The following is a 19,241-nucleotide window of genomic DNA, read 5'->3' on the forward strand; positions in this document are numbered from 1 at the left end:
CGCCGGCATGGAACCCAGCGGCGAGAGCCCGAACCAGGAGCGCGGCATCGCGCTGCATGCTGCACAGGGCAAGGTGAGTGCGCGTGCGCACAAGAACCAGGCGATCGTGGCCGCAAAGACGCAGGTGCGCATCGCCAGCACCGAAGCGGACGTGCAGCTGTCGGCACCGAGCAAGCATCTGCTGGCGACGGCGGCCGGGGCCTACATCCGGATCGAGGGCGACAACATCGAACTGGGCGCACCGGGCAAGGTGGAATTCAAGGCGAGCCAGCGCGAATGGCTGGGGCCGGCGAGTGTGGTGGGGCAACTCGCCGTGCTTGCCGCAGATCTCAAGGCGTGCCCAACCAAGGACAGTCAGCTGGCAGCGGCCGGCACTGCAACTATCTGAAATGAATCATCACTCGCTTGAATCGTTGATCCGGGATGTCGGTGAAAGATTGCATGGTCCGCGCCAGCCGCGCTGGGCAGGCGCAATCATCGATCCATTGGTGCGCGACCCATTTGATGATGGGCTTGTCGCGGAGCTGGGAGCAACCAAACTCAGAATCAATGTGCCGTTTCGTGACAAAACGCCATCGCGCCTTCCGTACCTGCTTCTGCTGGAAGCAACCTCTGATGGCGTCGCGCTGCTGCACGCCACCTGCCTTGAGGCAATGGAAGAGCAGCGGAACCCCGATAGTGAGGCAGAGCACGGGTTCGCCATTGGGCCTTGGATCGGCTTCGACTCCGAGCCTGATGAGATGGCCAGACATTGGGCCACGATCTGTACGATTCGAGTAGCCGGGCAGGGACGCCGGTATCTGCGCCTTGCGGATCGGCGGGTACTCAAGTGGCTCTGGCGCCGCCTGGACGCCGCCCAGCAGGCCTTCATGGCAGGACCCATGACGCAGATCCTGGTGTTGGGGCGAGATTCGAGTGTCGCTGAACTCCGCGTGTCAATGACACCACAGCGGGAGCGCACTGGGCTCCTATGGAAGTTCGATGGGAGCATGCTTGACGAGTGCGAGGCTGTGCAGAGCATGCTCAGAGGATGGCGGCGATTCGCACCAACCGTTCCGGCGAACTACCTCGATCTGGCCGAGTTCGCGCTATCCGAGGCGCAGGCCGCTGGCGCCCAAAGCCTGCATGATCGCGTGCTCCTCGGAGCGTACGCCTTGCAGGTAGACAATCACGTTCTCAGGTCGCCAGAGCTTCGGCGACTTGTTGCCACATCCCAGGCACAGGCCACGAATCTCGCTTTGGCCCTTGCTGCGATTCCCGATAGCAGGTGGGACGCCATGGCACTGGCCGTCCGACAAGGCCGATCCGGCGCTCGCTATCTGGAGGCCACTCAAGGAGGGAGCATTCATGGCTTCAGGTGATAGCAATCAATATTCGAGCAACGCCATCACCGCTGCCAGGAGAACCAAGACGTGCGGTGCTGGCGGTTGCGCGTCATGTGTCAAGTCTGGTCTGCCCGTGTTGCTTACCCGGCCGGGGCTGGCGGAAGCACGATACGCGGCCAGATCAGCCGTGCAGACACGTCAACTGATGGCCGGGCTTTCCGCGCCCGACCTGAAGTTCTCCGACTATGTCATGCGTGCGCTGAGGACAGGGTACGTCTACGTCTACTATCAGACTCCAGCAATGCATGCGCTGATCGGTGGAGAAGGTTGGGAGGCTTACGCTGTCGACGAGGCAGGCTATGTCAGCCCCATTCCGTTGGAGAATCCACCTCTGCCAGAGGAAATGCCGCGCTTCAGTCGTGAGCGCGCGGCGGGCTATGCCGCCGCTATGCTGATCAACATCAAAGAGCCCTCCCGTGCTGGTGAGGTCTGGATAGGTTTCAGCGAAGTGCCGCTATCCGTGAAGGTAAGGCAGAACTACGCGGCAGACCCGGAGCTTCTGAACCAGCGTTTTACTCGCCTGAACGCGTCCACCGGTCAAAGCAGCCGTGCGCTGGCGCTCACGGATGGTGCGATACAGGGCGCAATTGCGGACTACGACGTCGAGCGCGGTCGCATGCTTGAAGGTCTGCGCGGAAATCCCCATCGTCCAGGGCAGGTAGCGCTGGACAAGAATGGCAAGGTCCCGGAGAAGCCGGCTTCGGAAGATGCGCAGACCGAAGAGCGGCGCGAGTCCGCCAAGGACGTTGCCGCGGCGGCGGCTGCAATCGCGGGCGCATCCAGGGATCCAGCCGCCAGGCAGCCTCTGATCCTGGGTGTCAGCGACCCGGTCGGCATGGCCCACGAAGCCGCGCATCTGCGCCTGACACTACCCAGCAAGGCTGTGACGTGGTTGATGGCGCAGAAGGACGGTGCGCGACGCCTGCAGACTGCAGTGACGCTGGTGGGGCTTCAGCAGATGCTGGTTGAGCAGGCCAGGGTGCGGGAGGCTGACTTCCGTGATCGTAATCCGCCTGCGATGTCCGCAATGGATCTTCGTGCGGAAATGATAACGAAGACAGAGTTCGAGGCTCGCCAGAAGGCAGGCATCGTTCCTTCGTCCGCAAGCTGGTCGCCGCTCGCTATTCCCATGAACGGCCCGTGGGGTAAAGGCGTCGCCTCAAGCGGACAGAACGGCTACGGCACTGTGCACGTAGCCGGCGGCGCTTTTGAGGCCGACGCGCTTGAGCTGATCGAGAAGATCAAGAAGAAGGCGTCGGGCAAAACTCGCGACACCGTCACCGGAAATTTACTGGGCTGGGAAGACTACCTGAAGGAGTTTGGTAGGTTCTCCGCTGAGGACAAGGCACTGCGCAAGCACATCCAGGGGGATCATCGTGATCTTCTGTCGTGGCACGGCCGCAAGCTGGTCACCGGGTTCGATTTCGATGAGACGAGCCCCGAAGATGGCATCTACTACAGCCAGGTGGTCGCCAACCTATTGCACGGCGGGCCCATCGACGACGAGGCTGTGGAGTGGTACGCCGACTTCGTAAAGGATGATCCCAGCAACAAGGACAATCTGCTGGTCAGGGCCATGCTGGGCAATCAGAAAGACGCGTTTGAGCAGTTTTCCGGGTGGAGCGTCGAAGAGGGCCAGAGAAACAAGGCCACTGAGGTTCTCAACAATCTGCTTGATCTGGCAGAGAAGCTGAGCGAGTCCAACCAGGGCGGGAAGGCGGCCGCGTTGGCCGTGAAGCACGTTGACACGCTGCGGATTCTTGCACGTGCGTATGCCAGCCCGCTGATCGCGATGGTGGGCGCCGTAGCGCTTGGCGCAGGGAAAGTGAAGAAGACGCTCTCCCCGCTTCTGTACGACCGTGTCATGGCCTTGTTGAGCAGTATGGTCAAACGAGCAGCCCCGCAGATTACACATCTGATTGTTGATGCCCCTCTGCGGATGGCAGGGCGCGCGTGGCGGGAGGTCTCAAGGGCATTCACTGCGGCTGCGGCCGACACGCCGGCCGGCAAGCGCAATGGCGTGAAGAGCCTGGTGATTGGAAGCGGAAGCTCGCTCCAGCTTGCAGGTGCCGGTGAAGCGGCTGATACGCGAGTGAAGCTGCATCTGTGGACCAACCAGAGTGAAGAGCAACTGCGCGCGCTTCAATCCACGGTCCAGCCGGGGCAATCCGTGGCAAATGCGCGGCCAGCACCGGGATCGATGATGACGGGAGTTGTAGTTGCGGCTGCTCCCATCACGATGGGGTCCAGCGGTCTGATGAGCCTGGCTTCGGCCACCCCCAAGGTGATTGCCGATGTGCCCACGGTGATGAGTGCCGGTGCCGGCATCATTCACGCGATGGAAGTAGCCAAAGCATGGAAGAAGATGGAGGTTGGCACAGCGAAGGAGCGCAGAGATGCCATCTTCAGTTTCTTCTCGGCAGGGTTAGGAGTGGTCTCGGCATTCCTCGATGTCGCGAAATCGTACGCGCAGAATGTTCTCAAGAAGGGGCTTGCCAAGCGTCTGGAGGCCACGGTTGCTCTGTTTGCGGCTATTGGTTCGTTCATTGATTCGGCGCAGGCCTTTGTTGCTTCTGCGGACGATTTGAAGAATGGGCGCGGTGGTGCTGCTGTAGTGCATTTCCTAGAAGGGGTATCGCTGTTCGCTGGTGGGTTCGCTCTTGCTCTATACGCAGCATCCATCTTTGTTCAGAGTTTTGGCACAACTACTTCATGGCTTGGGTGGGGCATCGTCCTTGTGATTCTCGGACTTGCGCTCGGTTTCGTTGCCTCGCTTCTAATGACGCTTCCTCTCGAGGATTGGGCGGCCAGGACTATTTGGGGGAGGTGGATCTCGACCCGTTGGGTCACGCAGGAGGAAGAACTTGGAGAACTCAATAAAGTTCTTTTGGGTGTTGAGGTGGATGCGCAGTATAGAAGCGCGTTCAGCTGGAAGAATGTCGCATCTGCGGATGACGTGATCATCGGTGATGCAGTGAAACGCATGACCGCCCATGACTCCGGTGCAAGGTTCACTAGGGAGTTTTTGGTCACGCTTAAGCTTGTAGATCAGATTCGGAAACGGCTGGGAATAAATATTCTTGTGAGCGGTCAGGGCGCGGCAGGGATGGAGAGCATCGCCCGCTATTCCACCGATGAGTTGGGCAATGCCGGAGAGAACTGGGGCCAGGGCGTATCAGAAGGCAGGATGGATCATGTCTCGGTTGAGGCATTGACAATATCCGGCCATGTCGAGAGTAGTCGATTCTCGGCTTTGGCGGTGGAGCTCACAATTCGAGACGCTCTTGATGGAGGGGACGTTATTGTCTATGAGAGGATGGTGGTTGAATGAATAGACCCAGAAAGCGGTATGGCGACGTTCTGGTTGAAGAGTGGGAGGGCGAGGAGCCCTTCTTTGATACGGATTTTGCAAAGAAGCGGACTAACGGCACCGGACAGGTTGGTGTGGCCCAACCCCGCCGGATCCTGAATTCCACTGGCGGCGATCAAGTCCACAGTGGCCCCTCATCGTCCGATGTTGTTCTGGCGGCCTATGAGAACGGCATCATGATTAGCGGCCTGAGAGGGTCCGCAAGTCTTTCATTACTTGCGTGGTTCGGATTTCTTCCAGCCCTGGGTCTCGTCGCGTCCTCGTTCTTTGGTGCCTCTGTCTTGCTCAAGGGGGGCTGGGAGTTTCTGGTGCATGAGCCCGGCGTTGCGTTTGGCTTCGCATTTGGGACCTTGTTCGGTGCACTCTTTGGAACTAGTGGATTCAGTGTTCTGTTTCGTATTCTGGTGCTGATGCCATCGGATTTCCCGGTGATTTTTAACAGGAAAACGAAGGATGTCTGGGTGACAGTTCCTTCGATGCCGTCATTCATACGGATCTTTGAATTTATTCCGGTGAGGTTTGAACGGCACAGTTGGGAAAGTCTTCAACCTCGAATATACAGGATCCTCGAGGTCACTGCTGGCATGAGTTCTGCTCGCTGGACATACATCCTGACGATGGTTTTCGGACGTGAAGACGACCTCACGAAGGTCGCCAGTGAGGTGAACATCGGCTTCAAGGGATGGGGAGACGATTTCGAGTTGCTGCAGCTTTGGGAGCACATTCGTCAATACATGAACGATGCCGGCCCCGCTTTGGACCCGGGCGAAGAGTTCAAGACCTTCAGCACGGGCCGACTTCCCAAGTTCCCGGATGAGGCAATGGCGGCCTTAGGGCGAAAGCTCTCGGAAACCGAGGCTTGGGAAACTACGAGGGCCTAATGGCCCTGCTATTGGCGGTGGGCCAGATGAACCATGAACTCTAAAGAGCCCCGCTGCTGAAAAACAGAGGAAGTCGGTCTATGAGAGGATTTTGGTTGAATGAATAGACCCAAGAAGCGGTATGGCGACGTTCTGGTTGAAGAGTGGGAGGGCGAGGAGCCCTTCTTTGATACGGATTTTGCAAAGAAGCGAACTAATGGCGCCGGGCAGGTTGGTGTAGCTCAACCGCGCCGGATTCTGAATTCTACTGACGATGTCCGAGTTCATAGTGGTCCCTCGTCGTCCGAAGTTGTTCTGGCGGCCTATGAGAACGGTATCCTGATCAGTGGGCTGAGAGGTAATGCAAGTCTTTCTATACTGGCGTGGTTCGGATTCCTTCCTGCTTTAGGTCTTATTGCAGTAGCGATCTTTTGTGCAAATGTACTGTTTAGATTGGGCGCCAATGCTGTTTTTGAGCCCGGTATTGCCATTTCTTTTTTCTTTATTTCAATAGCTGGATTTCTGTTTGGTATTGGTTTAATTAGTTTTTTATTTCGTGTTCTTGTGTTAATGCCATCGGACTTTCCTGTAATTTTTAATAGGAGTGCGAAGGATATATGGGTGGCTGTTCCTACGCTGCCATCGTTTGTCCGGATACTTGAGCTCCATCCGGTGAGGTTTGAACGTTACAGCTGGGCAGATCTTCAACCTCGAACGTATAGGATCTTAGAGGTTACTCCAGGGGCGAGCTCTGCCCGCTGGATCTATATTCTTACCTTAGTCTTTGGTCAAAAAAATGATCCAAGAAGGGTCGCCTGTGAAATGAATATCGGCTTCAAAGGCTGGGGAGACGATTTCGAGCTGCTGCAGCTTTGGAAGCACGTTCGCCAATACATGAACGATGCCGGCCCGGCTTTGGACCAAGGCGAAAAGTTCAAGACCTTCAGCACGGGCCGACTTCCCAAGTTCCCGGATGAGGCAATGGCGGCCTTGGGGCGAAAGCTCTCGGAATCCGAGGCTTGGGAAATTACGAGGGCCTAATGGCCCTGTTATTGGCGGCGGGCCAGATGAAATGTGAGCTCTAAAGAGCCCCGCTGCTGAAAAACGGAGGAGGTCGGTCTACGAGAGGATTTTGGGTGAATGAATAGACCCAGGAAGCGGTATGGCGACGTTCTGGTTGAAGAGTGGGAGGGCGAGGAGCCCTTCTTTGATACGGATTTTGCAAAGAAGCGAACTAATGGCGCCGGGCAGGTTGGTGTAGCTCAACCGCGCCGGATCCTGAATTCCGCTGACGGTGCCCGAGTTCACAGTGGCCCCTCATCGTCAGATGTAATACTGGGGGTGTATGAGAATGGAGTGGTTGTAAGTGGATTGAGAGGAGCTTCCAGCTTATCCGCTCTTGCGTGGTTTGGGCTAATTCCATCGTTCTGTATGATTTTGATTGGCATTTATTGCGCGCATCTTATTATCAAGCTTGGGGAGGGTTTTGCTCAAGAGCCAGGGTTGGCCCTTGGCATTGGATGTGCTGGCTTGTTCGGATTATTTTTTGGGTTTAGTACATTCAGTGTGCTTTTCCGCGGATTGGTTCTAATGCCGTCCGATTTTCCGGTCATATTTAATAGGGGGACTAAGGAGGTATGGGTGTCTGTGCCCAAGATGCCGTCATTCATACGGATCTCTGAATTTCAACCGGTGAAGTTTGAACGGCACAGTTGGGAGAGTCTTCAACCTCGAACATACAGAATTCTCGAGGTCACTGCTGGCATGAGTTCTGCTCGCTGGACATACATCCTGACGATGGTTTTCGGACGTGAAGACGACCCCACGAAGGTCGCCAGTGAGGTGAATATCGGCTTCAAGGGGTGGGGGGACGATTTCGAGTTGCTGCAGCTTTGGGAGCACATTCGCCAATACATGAACGATGCCGGCCCGGCTTTGGACCCGGGCGAGAAGTTCAAGACGTTCAGCACGGGCCGACTTCCGAAGTTCCCGGATGAGGCAATGGCGGCCTTAGGGCGAAAGCTGTCGGAGTCTGAGGCGTGGGCTGCTCCAAAGACTTGACGCAAGATTGGCTGCGTCGGCATTTGACCTGCCCCGGTTTGTAGTCTCGACAACCACGATCTGGCGTGTCGGCCGTGAGCCTCTCCCCTCAGATGGGAGGAGAACCTGAAAATAGGGGATTACCGAGCCGCCGCAATCGCCTTCACCCGCGCCCTGGCCAATGCTTCACCAATCGCCGGGCCTTTCAGGTGCGTCGTATCCAGATCCCGTGCCTGTACCGATAGCGCGGCCTGATGCAGGCGCTTGAGCGTTTCGCCCTGCGGGTAGTCACTGTCCTCGAATCCCAGTCGTCCGCGCTTGTCGGCCTCGCAGCACACTGCGATGCGCGCGATGCGTTCGGGCCGGCGCAGCGCGTCGCAGCGACCGAGCAGTTCCAGCACGGTGGCATCGCGGAGCTCGTCGATGCGGTGCACGTTCAAGTGCTCGCGGCAGACCGCTTCCGCCAGCTGCTGGTGTTCGGCCGGGACCTTCAAGCGGGCGCACAGCGCCTTCAGCGGCGTAATGCCGCGCTGCTCGTGCATGATGTGGCGCGGCCATTCCTCCGGCGGGGTGAGGCCCTTGCCGAGATCGTGGGTGAGCGCGGCGAAGCCGACCAGGTCATCGCCCGGGGCCAGTCCCGCTGCCATGTCACTGACCATCTCCTGGTGCAGGCCGGTGTCGATTTCCGGATGGAACTCGGCACGCTGCGGAACGCCATACAGCGCTTCCAGCTCGGGCAGGACCGGGCCCAGTGCGTGCGCCTCGTGCAGGGTGCGCAGGAACGCCGAAGGCCGTTCGCTTGCCAGCGCCCTTCGTAGTTCCTGCCAGACTCGCTCTGGTACCAGCGCGTCGAGCTCACCGCTGGCAGCGACCTCGCGCATCAGCGCCATGGTTTCGGGGGCAACGGTGAACCCCAGCGGGGCAAAGCGGGCCATGAAGCGGGCCGCGCGCAGCACGCGCAATGGATCTTCAACGAAGGCAGGACCGACGTGGCGCAGCACGCGCTGCTCGATGTCACGCACGCCGCCGTAAGGATCGACCAGCGCACCGCTGTCTTCGTCGCAGGCAATGGCATTGATGGTGAAGTCGCGGCGCTGCAGGTCCTCTTCCAGCGTTACCGCCGGATCGGCATCGACCACGAAACCGCGATAACCGCGGCCGGATTTGCGCTCGGTGCGGGCCAGGGCGTATTCCTCACCGGTCTGCGGATGCAGGAACACCGGGAAGTCCCGCCCCACGGCGCTGAAGCCCTGCGCTTCCATCTGCGCGGGCGTGGCACCGACCACCACCCAGTCGCGGTCGCCGGCGGGACGCTGCAGCAGGCGGTCGCGCACGGCGCCGCCGACAAGATAGATCTTCATGGCGGGGATGATGGCATGCCCGGCGCGCAGAGCCGAATCAGTCGCCGCCCTGGCCCGCGTCCGCCGGACAGCTGAAGCTCTTGCGCTTGTCGACCAGGCGTCCCATCAGGCGGTCGCTCAGCGGCAGGGCGTCACCGTTGAGGCGCCAGTCGTAGATCACGCTGAAGGCCAGCACGCGCGCGACGTACTCGCGCGTTTCCTTGTAGCTGATCGTCTCGATCCACAGGTCGGGATCGAAACCGGGGCGCTGGCTCTGCCAGCGTGCCGTAGGCGTCGGACCGGCGTTGTAGGCGGCGATGGTCACATAGGGCAGGCCGTCGTACTTGTTCATCAGCTGGCGCAGGTAGGCGGTGCCGATGGCGATGTTGGTGTCGGGGTCGTAGAGGCTGTCGGCACCGCCGTAGCCGGTCAGGCCGATGGACTTTGCCACGGCGGCACCGGTGGCCGGCAGCACCTGCATCAGGCCCATCGCATTGGCAGGCGAGCGCGCGCGCGGAGTGAAGATGCTTTCGGCGCGGATTTCCGCAGCGACCCAGGCCGGATCGATGGCATTGCGCGCCGATTCGCGGCGGATCGTGGCGTCATGGTGCAGCGGGAAGCGCAGGTCATACAGGCGCTGTTCCTGCGGCTGCTTGCCGAGGGAGAACACCGCGCGGTCGAACCAGCCGTTGTCCTGGGCCACCCGCACGGCCAGTCGGCGCTGGGTGTCATCGAAGCGCGACAGCGCGCTGTTCCATTCGGCCACGGCCCAGCCGGCGCGATCGATCTGGAACAACGCCACTGCGCGCTGGATGGCAGGATCGCGAGCCACTGCGGCCTTGGCCTGTTCGCTGTCGTTGGGTTTCCACGGGCACAGCGTGTAGCCCTGCTGCAGCTTGTCGGCCGCGAGGAAGCCGTGGAAGGTGGGCGTGCGCGCGGCCTCCCGGAACAGCGACTGTGCCTGCTGTGCCTGCCCGGTCTTCTCCAGCATGCGTCCTTCGTAATAGCGCCAGCGTGGATCGTTGCGCTGCTTCGGCCCCATCTTGCGGATCGCCGCCAGGGTCGCCGGCCAGTCGCCACGCGACATCGCTTCGCGCACGCGCCATTCATGCAGGCGCTCGTCGTAGGCGGCGTCGGGGACTGCATTGAGGCGCCGCGCGGAATCAGGCAGGTAGGAGGCGACCGTCCACAACGCGATCTGGTAGCGCACCTGGGCCTGCTGCTCGGCACTCAGGCCCAGGGCCTGCGCGTACTGCGGCAGCTGCTGCTCGGTGGCATCCGGATCGGCCTTGGCCAGCTTGACCAGGCCGTCGGTGGCGATGCGCCGGCTGCGATCATTGCGCGGCCAGTTCAGTGCGCTGGCATTGGGCTTGTCGACGAACGCGGCATAGGTGTTGGCCAGCGCCAGGTCGGCAGCGGGAAGCCCACGCGCGGCGCTGCGCATCACCGCCGGCTGCTGCGCGTCGGCGGCCGCGTCGATGCGCTCCCAGCGCAGTGCGTCGCTCAGGCCCCCCTGGGCCTGCAGCACGGCGAACACCGCATCGCAGCCGTCGGGCAGTGACTTGCCGTTCCGGCGCCACAGCTCCTGGGCGTCGCTGATCCATTGCGGATCCACACCGCTGGTCACCTGTCGGGCGGTCAACTGCGCACAGCGCAGGCCGAGATTGTCGGTAGGCACCCAGTTGGCGAGCAGGGTGGGCCAGTCCTGCCGGCGTGCCACCGAAGGCAGCCACACGCTGCGGAAGGTGGTGGCCACGGCCTGGCCCTCGTAACGCTTGAGGAAGGCCTGCGCCTGCGCGGTGTCGACCGTGTCGATGTTGCGCCGCAGATTGGCGTACTCCAGCCAGCCATAGGCCGGATGGCGGCTGAGCGCGGCGGCCTGGCCGGGATCGAACTGGCCGCGTTCGGCAGCTGCGATGGCGGCTTTGAGCTGCGCGTTCTGGGCATCGAGGGACTGGGCACCGGCGCAGCCGATCAGCAGCAGGGAGGCCAGCGGGAGCAGGGACAGGGCGGTCGAAGAGCGTCGGGTCATGGCGCCAGCATAGCGGGCACTGGCTGAATTCAGTTTCGCATCGCGTGCACGCCAGACAAAGGCAACGGCGGCTGAATGCAGGTGCATGCAGCCTCTGCCGCAACGGCGGGATGCCGGCGTAACGTCAGAGCCGGGCGAACCGCCCGGCTGCAGGGAGCGGCACATGGCGTTCAGTAGCGCAGGAAGGAATGGCCCGCTGGCGGAGATCAATGTCACGCCATTGGTGGATGTGATGCTGGTGCTGTTGATCATCTTCATCGTGACCGCACCGATCGTGGCCCGGCCGATCGCAGTGCAGTTGCCGCAGGCGACCGATCGCGTGGTCGCCCGGCCGGACCCGCCGCCGCCGATCGAACTGCGTCTGGATGCAGCCAACCAGCTCAGCTGGAACGGCCAGTCTCTGGCCATTGCCGATCTGCAGTCGCGCCTGCAGGCGCAGGCGGGTAAGTACGCCGGCAACCTGCCGGAGCTGCGCATCGCGACCGATCCGGCGGCCGAGTACGAAGGGATGGCACGGATCCTGGCGGCGGCCGAGGCCACCGGCATGGAGCGCATTGCGTTCGTGCGCTGAGCAGCGGACGAGGGGCGGTCGATGGACAGCCCCTCCACCAAGAGTGCTTTGGAGCACTCCGCGGATGCCGGCACCTGCTGTCGCAACGGGCGCGTGACCGCCGCGCCAAGGCCGGAACAGAAGACAGAATCTGTCGCTATCTGATGTGATTGCCCGTCAATCGCGTCAAGCCTGCGTGAAAGGGTGTCGGTCATCACGCCGTGATTTTGACTACTTGTTTACAAAGGAGACGCTGCCGCCATGCAGGAGGGGCGTACGGCAGCCAATGTCCCGACATTCCTTTGGAGAGAGAGCGAATGAATCACCTGCACCACCGCCCCCTGGCGGTTGCCGTCGCCCTGTGCGTGACTGCCCTGGCACCGCTGGGCGCCGCCGCACAGTCCACCACCAACCTGGACGCGGTCGAAGTCACCGGTACCCGCATCAAGCGCGCTGAAGTGGAGGGCCAGGTTCCGATCCAGACCCTGACGCGCGGCGACATCGAGCGCACCGGCCTGAGTTCGATCGGCGAAGTGCTGCAGCAGCTCACCGGCTCCGGTTCGGCGCTCAATGCCAAGTTCAATTCGTCCGGCAACTTCGGCTTCCCCCCGGATGGCAGCGGCGTCGGTGCGGGTTCGGCGCAGGTCGATCTGCGCCACCTGGGGGCCAAGCGCGTGCTGGTGCTGGTCGATGGCATCCGCTGGGTCAATGAGTCTTCGGCGTCGGGTGTCGGCGCCGCGACCGATCTCAATACCATTCCGCTGGCCATCGTCGAGCGCATCGAAGTGCTGGAAGACGGCGCGTCGTCGCTGTACGGCTCCGATGCCATCGCCGGCGTGGTCAACATCATCACCCGCCGTGATTTCGATGGCGGCCAGGTGACCCTGAACTACGGCGAATACAGCAAGGGCGACGGCACGCAGAAGGGCGTGGACCTGGCCTGGGGCAAGAGCGGTGATCGCTTCAGTCTGTTCCTCGGCGCCAGCTGGACCAAGCAGGATCCGGTGTATGCGAAGGACCGTGAACAGTCGCGCTTCCCGATTCCCGGTACCGGCCTGGCCTTCGGCAGCGGTGCCATTCCGCAGGGCCGCTTCGCCTTCGTCGACCCCAACACGGGCGCGCAGCAGAACATCGTGCCCAACACCGGCGTGAGCAATCCACGCTATGACGGCAGTGCCGGCTGCAACCGCACTGACGACTACCACTGCTTCACCAGCGCTGACCGTTTCAACTTCGCCGAGTACAACATGGTGCTGACGCCGTCGGAGCGGAAGGGCCTCTTCGGTCAGTTCCGCTTTGACATCACCGACAACGTGCAGTGGTACGTCAAGGCACTGGGCAACCGTCGCGAGTCGACCAACCAGGCTGGCCCCGAGCCGCTGTTCTTCGGCCCCGATGGCGCCACCGGCAATCCGCTGGCCGACAACATCACCATCTCGGCGCTCAATCCCTACAACCCGTTCGGCTTCGACCTGGTGTCGTCCGGCAACATGAGCCTGGTCGGCCGCCGCCCGGTGGAAGGTGGCGCGCGCGTGTTCGAGCAGGAGGTCAACACCACGTACTTCGCCACCGGCCTGGTCGGCAACTTCCAGGCGGCCGACCGCAGCTGGTTCTGGGACGTCAACGGCATGTACAGCAAGAACAAGGCCGAACAGACCAACTACGGCAGCTACAACATCTACAACGTCAACCTGGCGCTGGGCGATCCTGCCGCATGTGCGGCGACGCCGGGCTGCGTGCCGCTGAACATCTTCGGCGGTGCCGGTTCCATCACCCCGGACATGCTGCGCTGGATCCAGCCGGTGGTACGCGACCGCAGCCAGAACGAGCTGAGTCTGTTCACCGCCAATCTGTCCAGCGATCTGTTCAACCTGCCGGCCGGCCCGCTGTCCTTCGCCACCGGTTACGAGTACCGCAAGTACGAAGGCTGGTACCAGCCCGACCCGTTGACGGTGATCGGTCACTACAACGGCGTGCCGTCGCAGCCGACCTCCGGCTCGTACGACGTCAATGAAGCCTACCTGGAACTGAGCGTGCCGATCTTCGCCGATTCGGCACTGGGCAAGAAGCTCGACCTGAGTCTGGCAGGCCGCTACTCGGATTACTCCACCTTCGGTGGTGAGTTCACGCCCAAGTACGGCCTGCGCTGGCAGGTGACCGATGACTTCGTGCTGCGCACCACCTATGCCGAAGGCTTCCGTGCGCCGTCGATCGGCGAACTGTACGGCTCGGCCGCGCGCGCGGACCTGCAGCTGTTCGATCCGTGCTCGATCGGCCTGGGCGGCACACCGCCGCGTGGCAGCGCCGCCAACTGTGCCGCGCTGGGCGTGCCGGCCGGCTTCCAGCAGGCCAACTCGCAGATCTCGGTGACCACCGGCGGCAACCGCGAGCTGGAACCGGAGCGTTCACGCAGCTTCAGTGCCGGATTCGTCTGGAGCCCGTGGTTCGGCAACAACACCTCCTGGTCGGAGCGCTTCGACGTGGAAGTGACGTTCTACCGCCACAACATCGATGGCGCGATCCAGGCGATCAACGCGCAGACCCAGCTGGACCTGTGCGTGGATACGCTGGATCCGGTGTACTGCGATGGCATCACCCGTGCCAGCACCGGCGCGGTCAGCAGCTTCAACAACCGACTGACCAACCTGGGTTCGATCAAGACCGATGGCTGGGACGTGGACCTGTTCTGGACCCTGCCGCAGACCTCGATCGGCCAGTTCAAGCTGGGCTGGAAGAACACCTTCGTCGGTCGTTACGAGGCCACCGGTGCGGCCGGCCAGCGGCAGCCACAGAAGCCGGGCGTGGAAGTGGCCGACAGCTCGATTCCGGAATGGACCAGCAACGCCAGCATCGGCTGGACACTGGACAACTGGAGCGCGAACTGGACGGTGCGGCACATCTCCGAGTTGACCGAAGACTGTGGCGACGCCGTGGCGTTCCCGGTGTGCAGCAACCAGGTGGCGGGCACCAACACGCTCTCGGCGACCACCTTCCATGATCTGCAGGTGGGTTACAGGATCGACTGGATGAAGGGACTGCAGCTGACCGCTGGCCTGAACAACGTGTTCGACAAGGATCCCCCGATCTGCCTGTCGTGCTCGCTGAACGGCTATGACGCGTCGACCTATGACATTCCGCGTGGCCGCTACTGGTACATGCGCGCGGACCTGCGGTTCTGATGTGATGAGGGGCAGCGCCGGACACTCCGGCGCTGCCCTGCGGGTGTAGAGCCGAGCCCATGCCCGGCTGATTCCCTGCAGTTGATCAGAACGACCAGGTGAACGTCAGCGAGCCGTTGCGGCCATCGCCGTACGCACCGTAGCCGTTGATCTGCGAGAGGTACTGCTTGTCCAGCAGGTTGTTGAGGTTGGCCTGCACGCTGAACTCCGGCGAGATGCGGTAGCGCACGAAGGCGCTGACCAGGGCATAGCCGTTCTGCTCGATGCGGCCGTAGGCCGGCACCGCATAGTAGATGCGGTTCTGCCAGTTCGCCCCACCGCCGACCGTCAGTGCCTGCAGCGACTGCGGCGTGTAGCTGGTGAACAGCTTCAGCGCAGTCTGCGGCAGGTTGGTGTTGATGTCGGCATCGTTGGCATCCTTGGCCACGTAACGCGAGGCACCGAAGGTCGCGTTCCAGCCCGGGGCCAGCTCGCCGTTCAGTTCGAATTCGAAGCCGCGGCTGACCGTGCCGCGCGCGGCGCGGTAGGCGAATTCGTTCTGGCTGCCCTGCACCGGCTCACCGGTGGCCTGGCCGACGTTGTCCTGCTCGATGCGGAACACTGCCAGCGAAGCATTGAGGCGGTTGTCGAACCAGGCGCCCTTGACGCCCACTTCGTAGCTCTTGCCATCGACCGGATCGAGGTAGCTGCCGTTGCGGTCCTTCAGTGTCTGCGGCTGGAAGATCTCGGTATAGGCGGCGTAGGTGGAGAAGGTATCGTTGATGTCCAATACCAGGCCGGCATAGGGCGTGGTGACCTTGTGCGAGCGGTCCGCACCTTCGCCTTCACTCTTCCAGTCGGTGTAGCGTGCGCCGACGATGAGCTTCAGCGGGTCGGCCAGCGACAGGCGCGTGGCCATGTAACCGGCCTTCTGGGTGATGGTGCCTTCGCTGGCCAGCGCCAGCGGGTTCCAGTTCGGCTCGGAGATGTCGCCGGTCCAGCCAAGGTAGCTGGTGAACGGGTCCCAGCTCTGGCCGGGGCCGCCAATCTGGTAGTCGCCGTAGTTGGCGTACTCGCGCTTGTTGTAGCTCAGGCCGGCCATGAACTGGTGCTCGCGGCCGAACAGCCGGAACGGGCCGTCGATATAGCCATCGACCGCGTTGACCTTGCGCTCGGTGTTGTAGAAGCCGGCCGACGGCGAAATGCCGGTGCCGGTGCTCCTGTCGAAGAACGAGGCACCACTGGTCCAGTCGTTGTAGGCCGGGTAGAACAGCTTGTCGTCGGCCTTGGTCTCATCGTGGGTCGCACCGACCTTGAACTTCCAGCCATTGCTGAAGGCATGCTGCAGGGTGGCGAACGCGCGCTTGCTGGTGGTGTCCCAGTAGGTCCAGTTCGGACTGGCGTTGAACGATTCGTCGTAGCCGGTGGCCGAGCCGTCGGAGAACAGCATCGGGAAGCCGCCCCAGGTCGCACCATTGGCGCGCTTCTGCTGGTAGTCGTAGCCCACGCTCAACTGCGTGTCCGGAGTCAGGTCGGCGTCGATCACCGCGTAGCCCAGCGTCTTGTGCTGGTTATAGCGGTCCATCTGCGCGTCGGTGTCGAGGTAGCTGCCGATCACCCGGCCACGCACGGTGCCGCTGGTGTTCAGCGCGCTGCCCACGTCCACGGTGGTACGGGTACGGCCCCAGCTGCCGACGTTCACCGATACGCTGCCGGCCAGCTCGGCGCTGTCGGCATGCTTGCGGATCAGGTTCACCGAGGCGGACGGGTTGCCTGCGCCACTGAGCAGGCCGGTGGCGCCGCGCACCACCTCCACGCGGTCATACAGGGCGAGGTCCAGGCCGGAATCGCCGTAGCTCCAGTTCTGCACCATCTGCGTGGGCAGGCCATCGAACTGGTAACTGTCGATGTAGAAGCCGCGCGCATAGAACTCGGTGCGCTCGCTGTCCGATTGCGTGCTGGTCACACCGGTAGTGTTGGCCAGCACGTCGATGATGTCGTCCAGGTTCTGATCTTCGATGCGCTGATGGCTGATGATGCTGACCGACTGCGGAATCTCGCGCGGCGTCAGGTCGAAGCGGGTACCGGCCGAGGTGCGGCGCACCGAGTAGCCCTCCGCGCGCTCGCCCTTGACCACCACCTTGTCGAGGGTGGTCGCATCGGTGGCAGTCTCTGCGAAGGCGGTCGGGGCGATGGCGCAGAGTGCGGCGAGCACGGCAACGGACAGCCGCTGTGGCTGCGGGATACGGAATGCAGGACGGTTCATGGGATTCCTGGACGAGCATGCGCGTTCGGCCGACATCCAGGAGGCGAGGCGCTAGGGGTAGGAGAGAGGCGGGCGCGCCCTCCTGGCGGCGCCGTAATCGAAAGGAATGTTAATACGAACTATTCCTATTTACAAACGATGAACAAGGGCGCGCGGGGCAGGATCGTCCGGCTGCCGGGGACGACCGCCGTCCGGCGGCTTAGCGGCGCAGCAGTGGCAGAGGATCCCGCGCGCCGTCTGCGCCATAGATGCCCCAGTGCAGGTGCGGCGGGGTGCCCTTGGCGTTGCCGCTGTCGCCGACGTGGCCGAGCAGATCGCCCGCGGCTACGACCTGGCCGCGGGCGAGGCCTGCGGCCCAGCTCTCCAGATGGGCGTAGTAGTAGCGCTCGCGGCCGGGGCCGATCACCCAGACCTGACGGCCACCCAGGCCGCCTTCCCGCACCTCGGCAACCACGCCCGGGGTCGCGCTGCGGACCGGGGTACCCCGCGCGGCGAAGATGTCGATGCCGGCATGGCTGCGGTCTCGCCCGCGCGGCGCGCCGAAGGTATCGGCGATCTGGCCCGGCCGCACGCCGTCCACCGGTACCGGCAGCTCGGTGGCCGGTGGCATCCGGGCCAATGACCACAGCATCTTCGGCGCTTCGGCCCAGCGGCTGTTCCAGACGGACAGGGCGGCAACGACGGTGACGACCAGCAGGAACGCACGCAGCAGCCAACGGCGCAGCTGGCGGGCGGAAGACGTGGAGGGTGTGCGGGGCGAAGGATTCATGCCGTGCCAGTATGGCCCGGTTGGCGTCGAGGCCGGTTCATTGCAGGGGGACTTCGAAACCGCGCTTCAGCGTGGACAGTGCCACCGCGGTGCGGAATCGTTCGATGTTGTCGTCGCCACCGAACAGCCGCTCGCTGATGGCGTCGTACTCCTCCATCGAGGTGGCCGAAAGCACCAGCAGGAAATCGCCGTCACCGGTGATGGCATAGCACTGCTGCACCGCCGGGTCGTCCTGCACGCGCTGCTTGAACGGTGCCACGCGATCACGCTGCTCGCTGACCATGCGCACCTCGACGATGAGGGTCAGCGGTCGGCCGATCCGCGCCGCCGCCACCACGGCCACATTGGCCGCGATCACGCCGCTGTCCTGCAGACGCTTGATCCGCCGCTGCACGGCCGGCGTGGACAGGTGCACGGCTTCGGCGATCTCCCGCTGTGGCAGCGTGTTGTCCCGCTGCAGCAGGGCGAGGATGGCGCGGTCGAAGCTGTCCAGCACGGGGGCAGTGGCCATGGCGAGCAGAAGTTGCATGGACGGGCCGGTAATTGAGCCAAGTGCTCGCCGTCGACGCAATAGACTGGACGCATGCAGACTTCACGATTCGCGCCGATGTTGCCGGCGCTGGCGGTGCTCGGCTCGGTAACCGCGCTGTCCGTTGGCACGTCCTATGCAAAGCATCTGTTCCCGCTGATCGGCGCGCAGGGCACCAGCGCACTGCGCGTGGGCTTCTCCGCACTGTTGCTGCTGCTGTTCTGGCGACCCTGGCGCTGGAAGACCCGCCGCGCGGATGCGATCACCATCCTGCGCTACGGGCTCACGCTGGGCCTGATGAACCTGCTGTTCTACATGGCCATCCGCACGATCCCGTTCGGCATCGCGGTGGCCATCGAGTTCACCGGGCCGTTGACCGTGGCGATGCTGTCGTCACGGCGCCCGATCGATTTCCTGTGGGTGGGATGCGCAGTGGTCGGCCTGCTCCTGCTGTTGCCGCTGGGCGGTGCGGCGGCACTGGACCCGGTGGGCGTGCTGTATGCACTGGGTGCGGCGGCGTGCTGGGGCCTGTACATCGTGTTCGGCAAGCGCGCCGGCCACCTGCATGCCGGCCATTCGGTGTCGCTGGGCCTGCTGGCGGCGTCGCTGGTGGTGGTGCCGGTCGGGGTGATCCATGCCGGCGCGGCCCTGCTCGATCCGAAGATCCTGCTGGCGGGCCTGCTGGTGGCACTGGTGTCCAGTGCGATTCCGATGTCGCTGGAGATGGTGGCGCTCAAGCGCCTGCCGAAGGAAACCTTCGGCATCCTGATCAGCATGGAGCCGGCGGTGGCCGCGCTGTGGGCGATGCTGTTGCTGCACGAACACCTGCATGGACTGCAGTGGCTGGCGATCGGCTGCACCGTGGTGGCTTCGGTGGGGAGCACGATGACGGCGCGGCGGTCGAAGGCGCCGGCATTGCAGGCGGGGTAGCGCCGGGGGGGG

The 19,241-nt window shown here is 62.8% G+C and carries 14 protein-coding genes; 9 read left to right on the forward strand and 5 right to left on the reverse strand.

What is annotated here, in order from left to right; genetic code table 11:
* The 6 genes from ABE543_RS05265 to ABE543_RS05290 all read left to right on the forward strand — a co-directional run.
* A partial coding sequence (locus tag ABE543_RS05265; RefSeq protein ID WP_346475396.1) for a DUF2345 domain-containing protein occupies positions 1–388 on the forward strand: 388 nt, incomplete at its 5' end.
* Position 389: 1 nt separating this feature from the next.
* Entirely contained in the window at positions 390–1,361 is a 972-nt protein-coding gene (locus tag ABE543_RS05270) for a DUF4123 domain-containing protein (RefSeq protein WP_346475397.1), read from the forward strand.
* Positions 1,348–4,716 carry a T6SS effector BTH_I2691 family protein gene (locus ABE543_RS05275; protein ID WP_346475398.1) on the forward strand — a complete coding sequence of 1,123 codons (3,369 nt, stop codon included), beginning with the start codon at positions 1,348–1,350 and terminating at the stop codon, positions 4,714–4,716. Before ABE543_RS05270 ends, ABE543_RS05275 begins: the two co-directional genes overlap by 14 nt.
* A complete protein-coding gene (locus ABE543_RS05280; protein WP_346475399.1) occupies positions 4,713–5,636 on the forward strand; it encodes a DUF6708 domain-containing protein in 924 nt (307 codons plus the stop codon). Before ABE543_RS05275 ends, ABE543_RS05280 begins: the two co-directional genes overlap by 4 nt.
* 99 nt (positions 5,637–5,735) lie before the next feature.
* Entirely contained in the window at positions 5,736–6,656 is a 921-nt protein-coding gene (locus ABE543_RS05285) for a DUF6708 domain-containing protein (RefSeq protein WP_346475400.1), read from the forward strand.
* A gap of 390 nt (positions 6,657–7,046) precedes the next feature.
* A complete protein-coding gene (locus ABE543_RS05290) occupies positions 7,047–7,676 on the forward strand; it encodes a DUF6708 domain-containing protein (protein ID WP_346475443.1) in 630 nt (209 codons plus the stop codon).
* A 119-nt stretch (positions 7,677–7,795) separates the two neighbouring features.
* Here the strand turns inward: ABE543_RS05290 and ABE543_RS05295 are convergent, their stop codons facing one another.
* A complete protein-coding gene (locus ABE543_RS05295) occupies positions 7,796–9,016 on the reverse strand; it encodes a multifunctional CCA addition/repair protein (protein ID WP_053519875.1) in 1,221 nt (406 codons plus the stop codon).
* A gap of 37 nt (positions 9,017–9,053) precedes the next feature.
* Positions 9,054–11,027, reverse strand: a complete 1,974-nt coding sequence (locus ABE543_RS05300; RefSeq protein ID WP_180875847.1) for a transglycosylase SLT domain-containing protein — start codon at positions 11,025–11,027, stop codon at positions 9,054–9,056.
* 163 nt (positions 11,028–11,190) lie between these two features.
* On the opposite strand from ABE543_RS05300, the gene ABE543_RS05305 reads away from it, so the two are divergent.
* Both ABE543_RS05305 and ABE543_RS05310 read left to right on the forward strand, forming a co-directional pair.
* Complete coding sequence (locus ABE543_RS05305) at positions 11,191–11,598, forward strand: biopolymer transporter ExbD (protein ID WP_346475401.1); 408 nt, start codon at positions 11,191–11,193, stop codon at positions 11,596–11,598.
* Positions 11,599–11,894: 296 nt separating this feature from the next.
* Entirely contained in the window at positions 11,895–14,756 is a 2,862-nt protein-coding gene (locus ABE543_RS05310) for a TonB-dependent receptor (RefSeq protein ID WP_065181748.1), read from the forward strand.
* An 85-nt stretch (positions 14,757–14,841) separates the two neighbouring features.
* Here the strand turns inward: ABE543_RS05310 and fhuE are convergent, their stop codons facing one another.
* The 3 genes from fhuE to ABE543_RS05325 form a co-directional block, all read right to left on the reverse strand.
* Complete coding sequence (gene fhuE / locus ABE543_RS05315; RefSeq protein ID WP_053519871.1) at positions 14,842–17,001, reverse strand: ferric-rhodotorulic acid/ferric-coprogen receptor FhuE; 2,160 nt, start codon at positions 16,999–17,001, stop codon at positions 14,842–14,844.
* A 199-nt stretch (positions 17,002–17,200) separates the two neighbouring features.
* Positions 17,201–17,770, reverse strand: coding sequence for a M23 family metallopeptidase (locus ABE543_RS05320; RefSeq protein ID WP_277381087.1), 570 nt, complete (start codon positions 17,768–17,770; stop codon positions 17,201–17,203).
* A gap of 37 nt (positions 17,771–17,807) precedes the next feature.
* On the reverse strand, positions 17,808–18,281 hold the full coding sequence (locus ABE543_RS05325; RefSeq protein WP_346475402.1) for an Lrp/AsnC family transcriptional regulator: 474 nt from the start codon (positions 18,279–18,281) through the stop codon (positions 17,808–17,810).
* 72 nt (positions 18,282–18,353) lie between these two features.
* Here ABE543_RS05325 and ABE543_RS05330 point away from each other — a divergent pair, with 72 nt between their 5' ends.
* The gene (locus ABE543_RS05330; RefSeq protein ID WP_197572194.1) at positions 18,354–19,229 is read left to right on the forward strand and encodes an EamA family transporter; all 876 of its coding nucleotides are present in this window, start codon (positions 18,354–18,356) and stop codon (positions 19,227–19,229) included.
* Positions 19,230–19,241 lie beyond the last annotated feature (12 nt).

It is taken from the genome of Stenotrophomonas sp. TWI169 (assembly GCF_039674705.1).
Classification (GTDB): domain Bacteria; phylum Pseudomonadota; class Gammaproteobacteria; order Xanthomonadales; family Xanthomonadaceae; genus Stenotrophomonas; species Stenotrophomonas maltophilia_P.

Coding starts and splice junctions, on each gene's coding strand:
- ABE543_RS05270 (WP_346475397.1), top strand. CDS start 390: ATGAATCATCACTCGCTTGAATCGTTGATCCGGGATGTCGGTGAAAGA.
- ABE543_RS05275 (WP_346475398.1), top strand. CDS start 1,348: ATGGCTTCAGGTGATAGCAATCAATATTCGAGCAACGCCATCACCGCT.
- ABE543_RS05280 (WP_346475399.1), top strand. CDS start 4,713: ATGAATAGACCCAGAAAGCGGTATGGCGACGTTCTGGTTGAAGAGTGG.
- ABE543_RS05285 (WP_346475400.1), top strand. CDS start 5,736: ATGAATAGACCCAAGAAGCGGTATGGCGACGTTCTGGTTGAAGAGTGG.
- ABE543_RS05290 (WP_346475443.1), top strand. CDS start 7,047: ATGATTTTGATTGGCATTTATTGCGCGCATCTTATTATCAAGCTTGGG.
- ABE543_RS05295 (WP_053519875.1), bottom strand. CDS start 9,016: ATGAAGATCTATCTTGTCGGCGGCGCCGTGCGCGACCGCCTGCTGCAG.
- ABE543_RS05300 (WP_180875847.1), bottom strand. CDS start 11,027: ATGACCCGACGCTCTTCGACCGCCCTGTCCCTGCTCCCGCTGGCCTCC.
- ABE543_RS05305 (WP_346475401.1), top strand. CDS start 11,191: ATGGCGTTCAGTAGCGCAGGAAGGAATGGCCCGCTGGCGGAGATCAAT.
- ABE543_RS05310 (WP_065181748.1), top strand. CDS start 11,895: ATGAATCACCTGCACCACCGCCCCCTGGCGGTTGCCGTCGCCCTGTGC.
- fhuE (WP_053519871.1), bottom strand. CDS start 17,001: ATGAACCGTCCTGCATTCCGTATCCCGCAGCCACAGCGGCTGTCCGTT.
- ABE543_RS05320 (WP_277381087.1), bottom strand. CDS start 17,770: ATGAATCCTTCGCCCCGCACACCCTCCACGTCTTCCGCCCGCCAGCTG.
- ABE543_RS05325 (WP_346475402.1), bottom strand. CDS start 18,281: ATGGCCACTGCCCCCGTGCTGGACAGCTTCGACCGCGCCATCCTCGCC.
- ABE543_RS05330 (WP_197572194.1), top strand. CDS start 18,354: ATGCAGACTTCACGATTCGCGCCGATGTTGCCGGCGCTGGCGGTGCTC.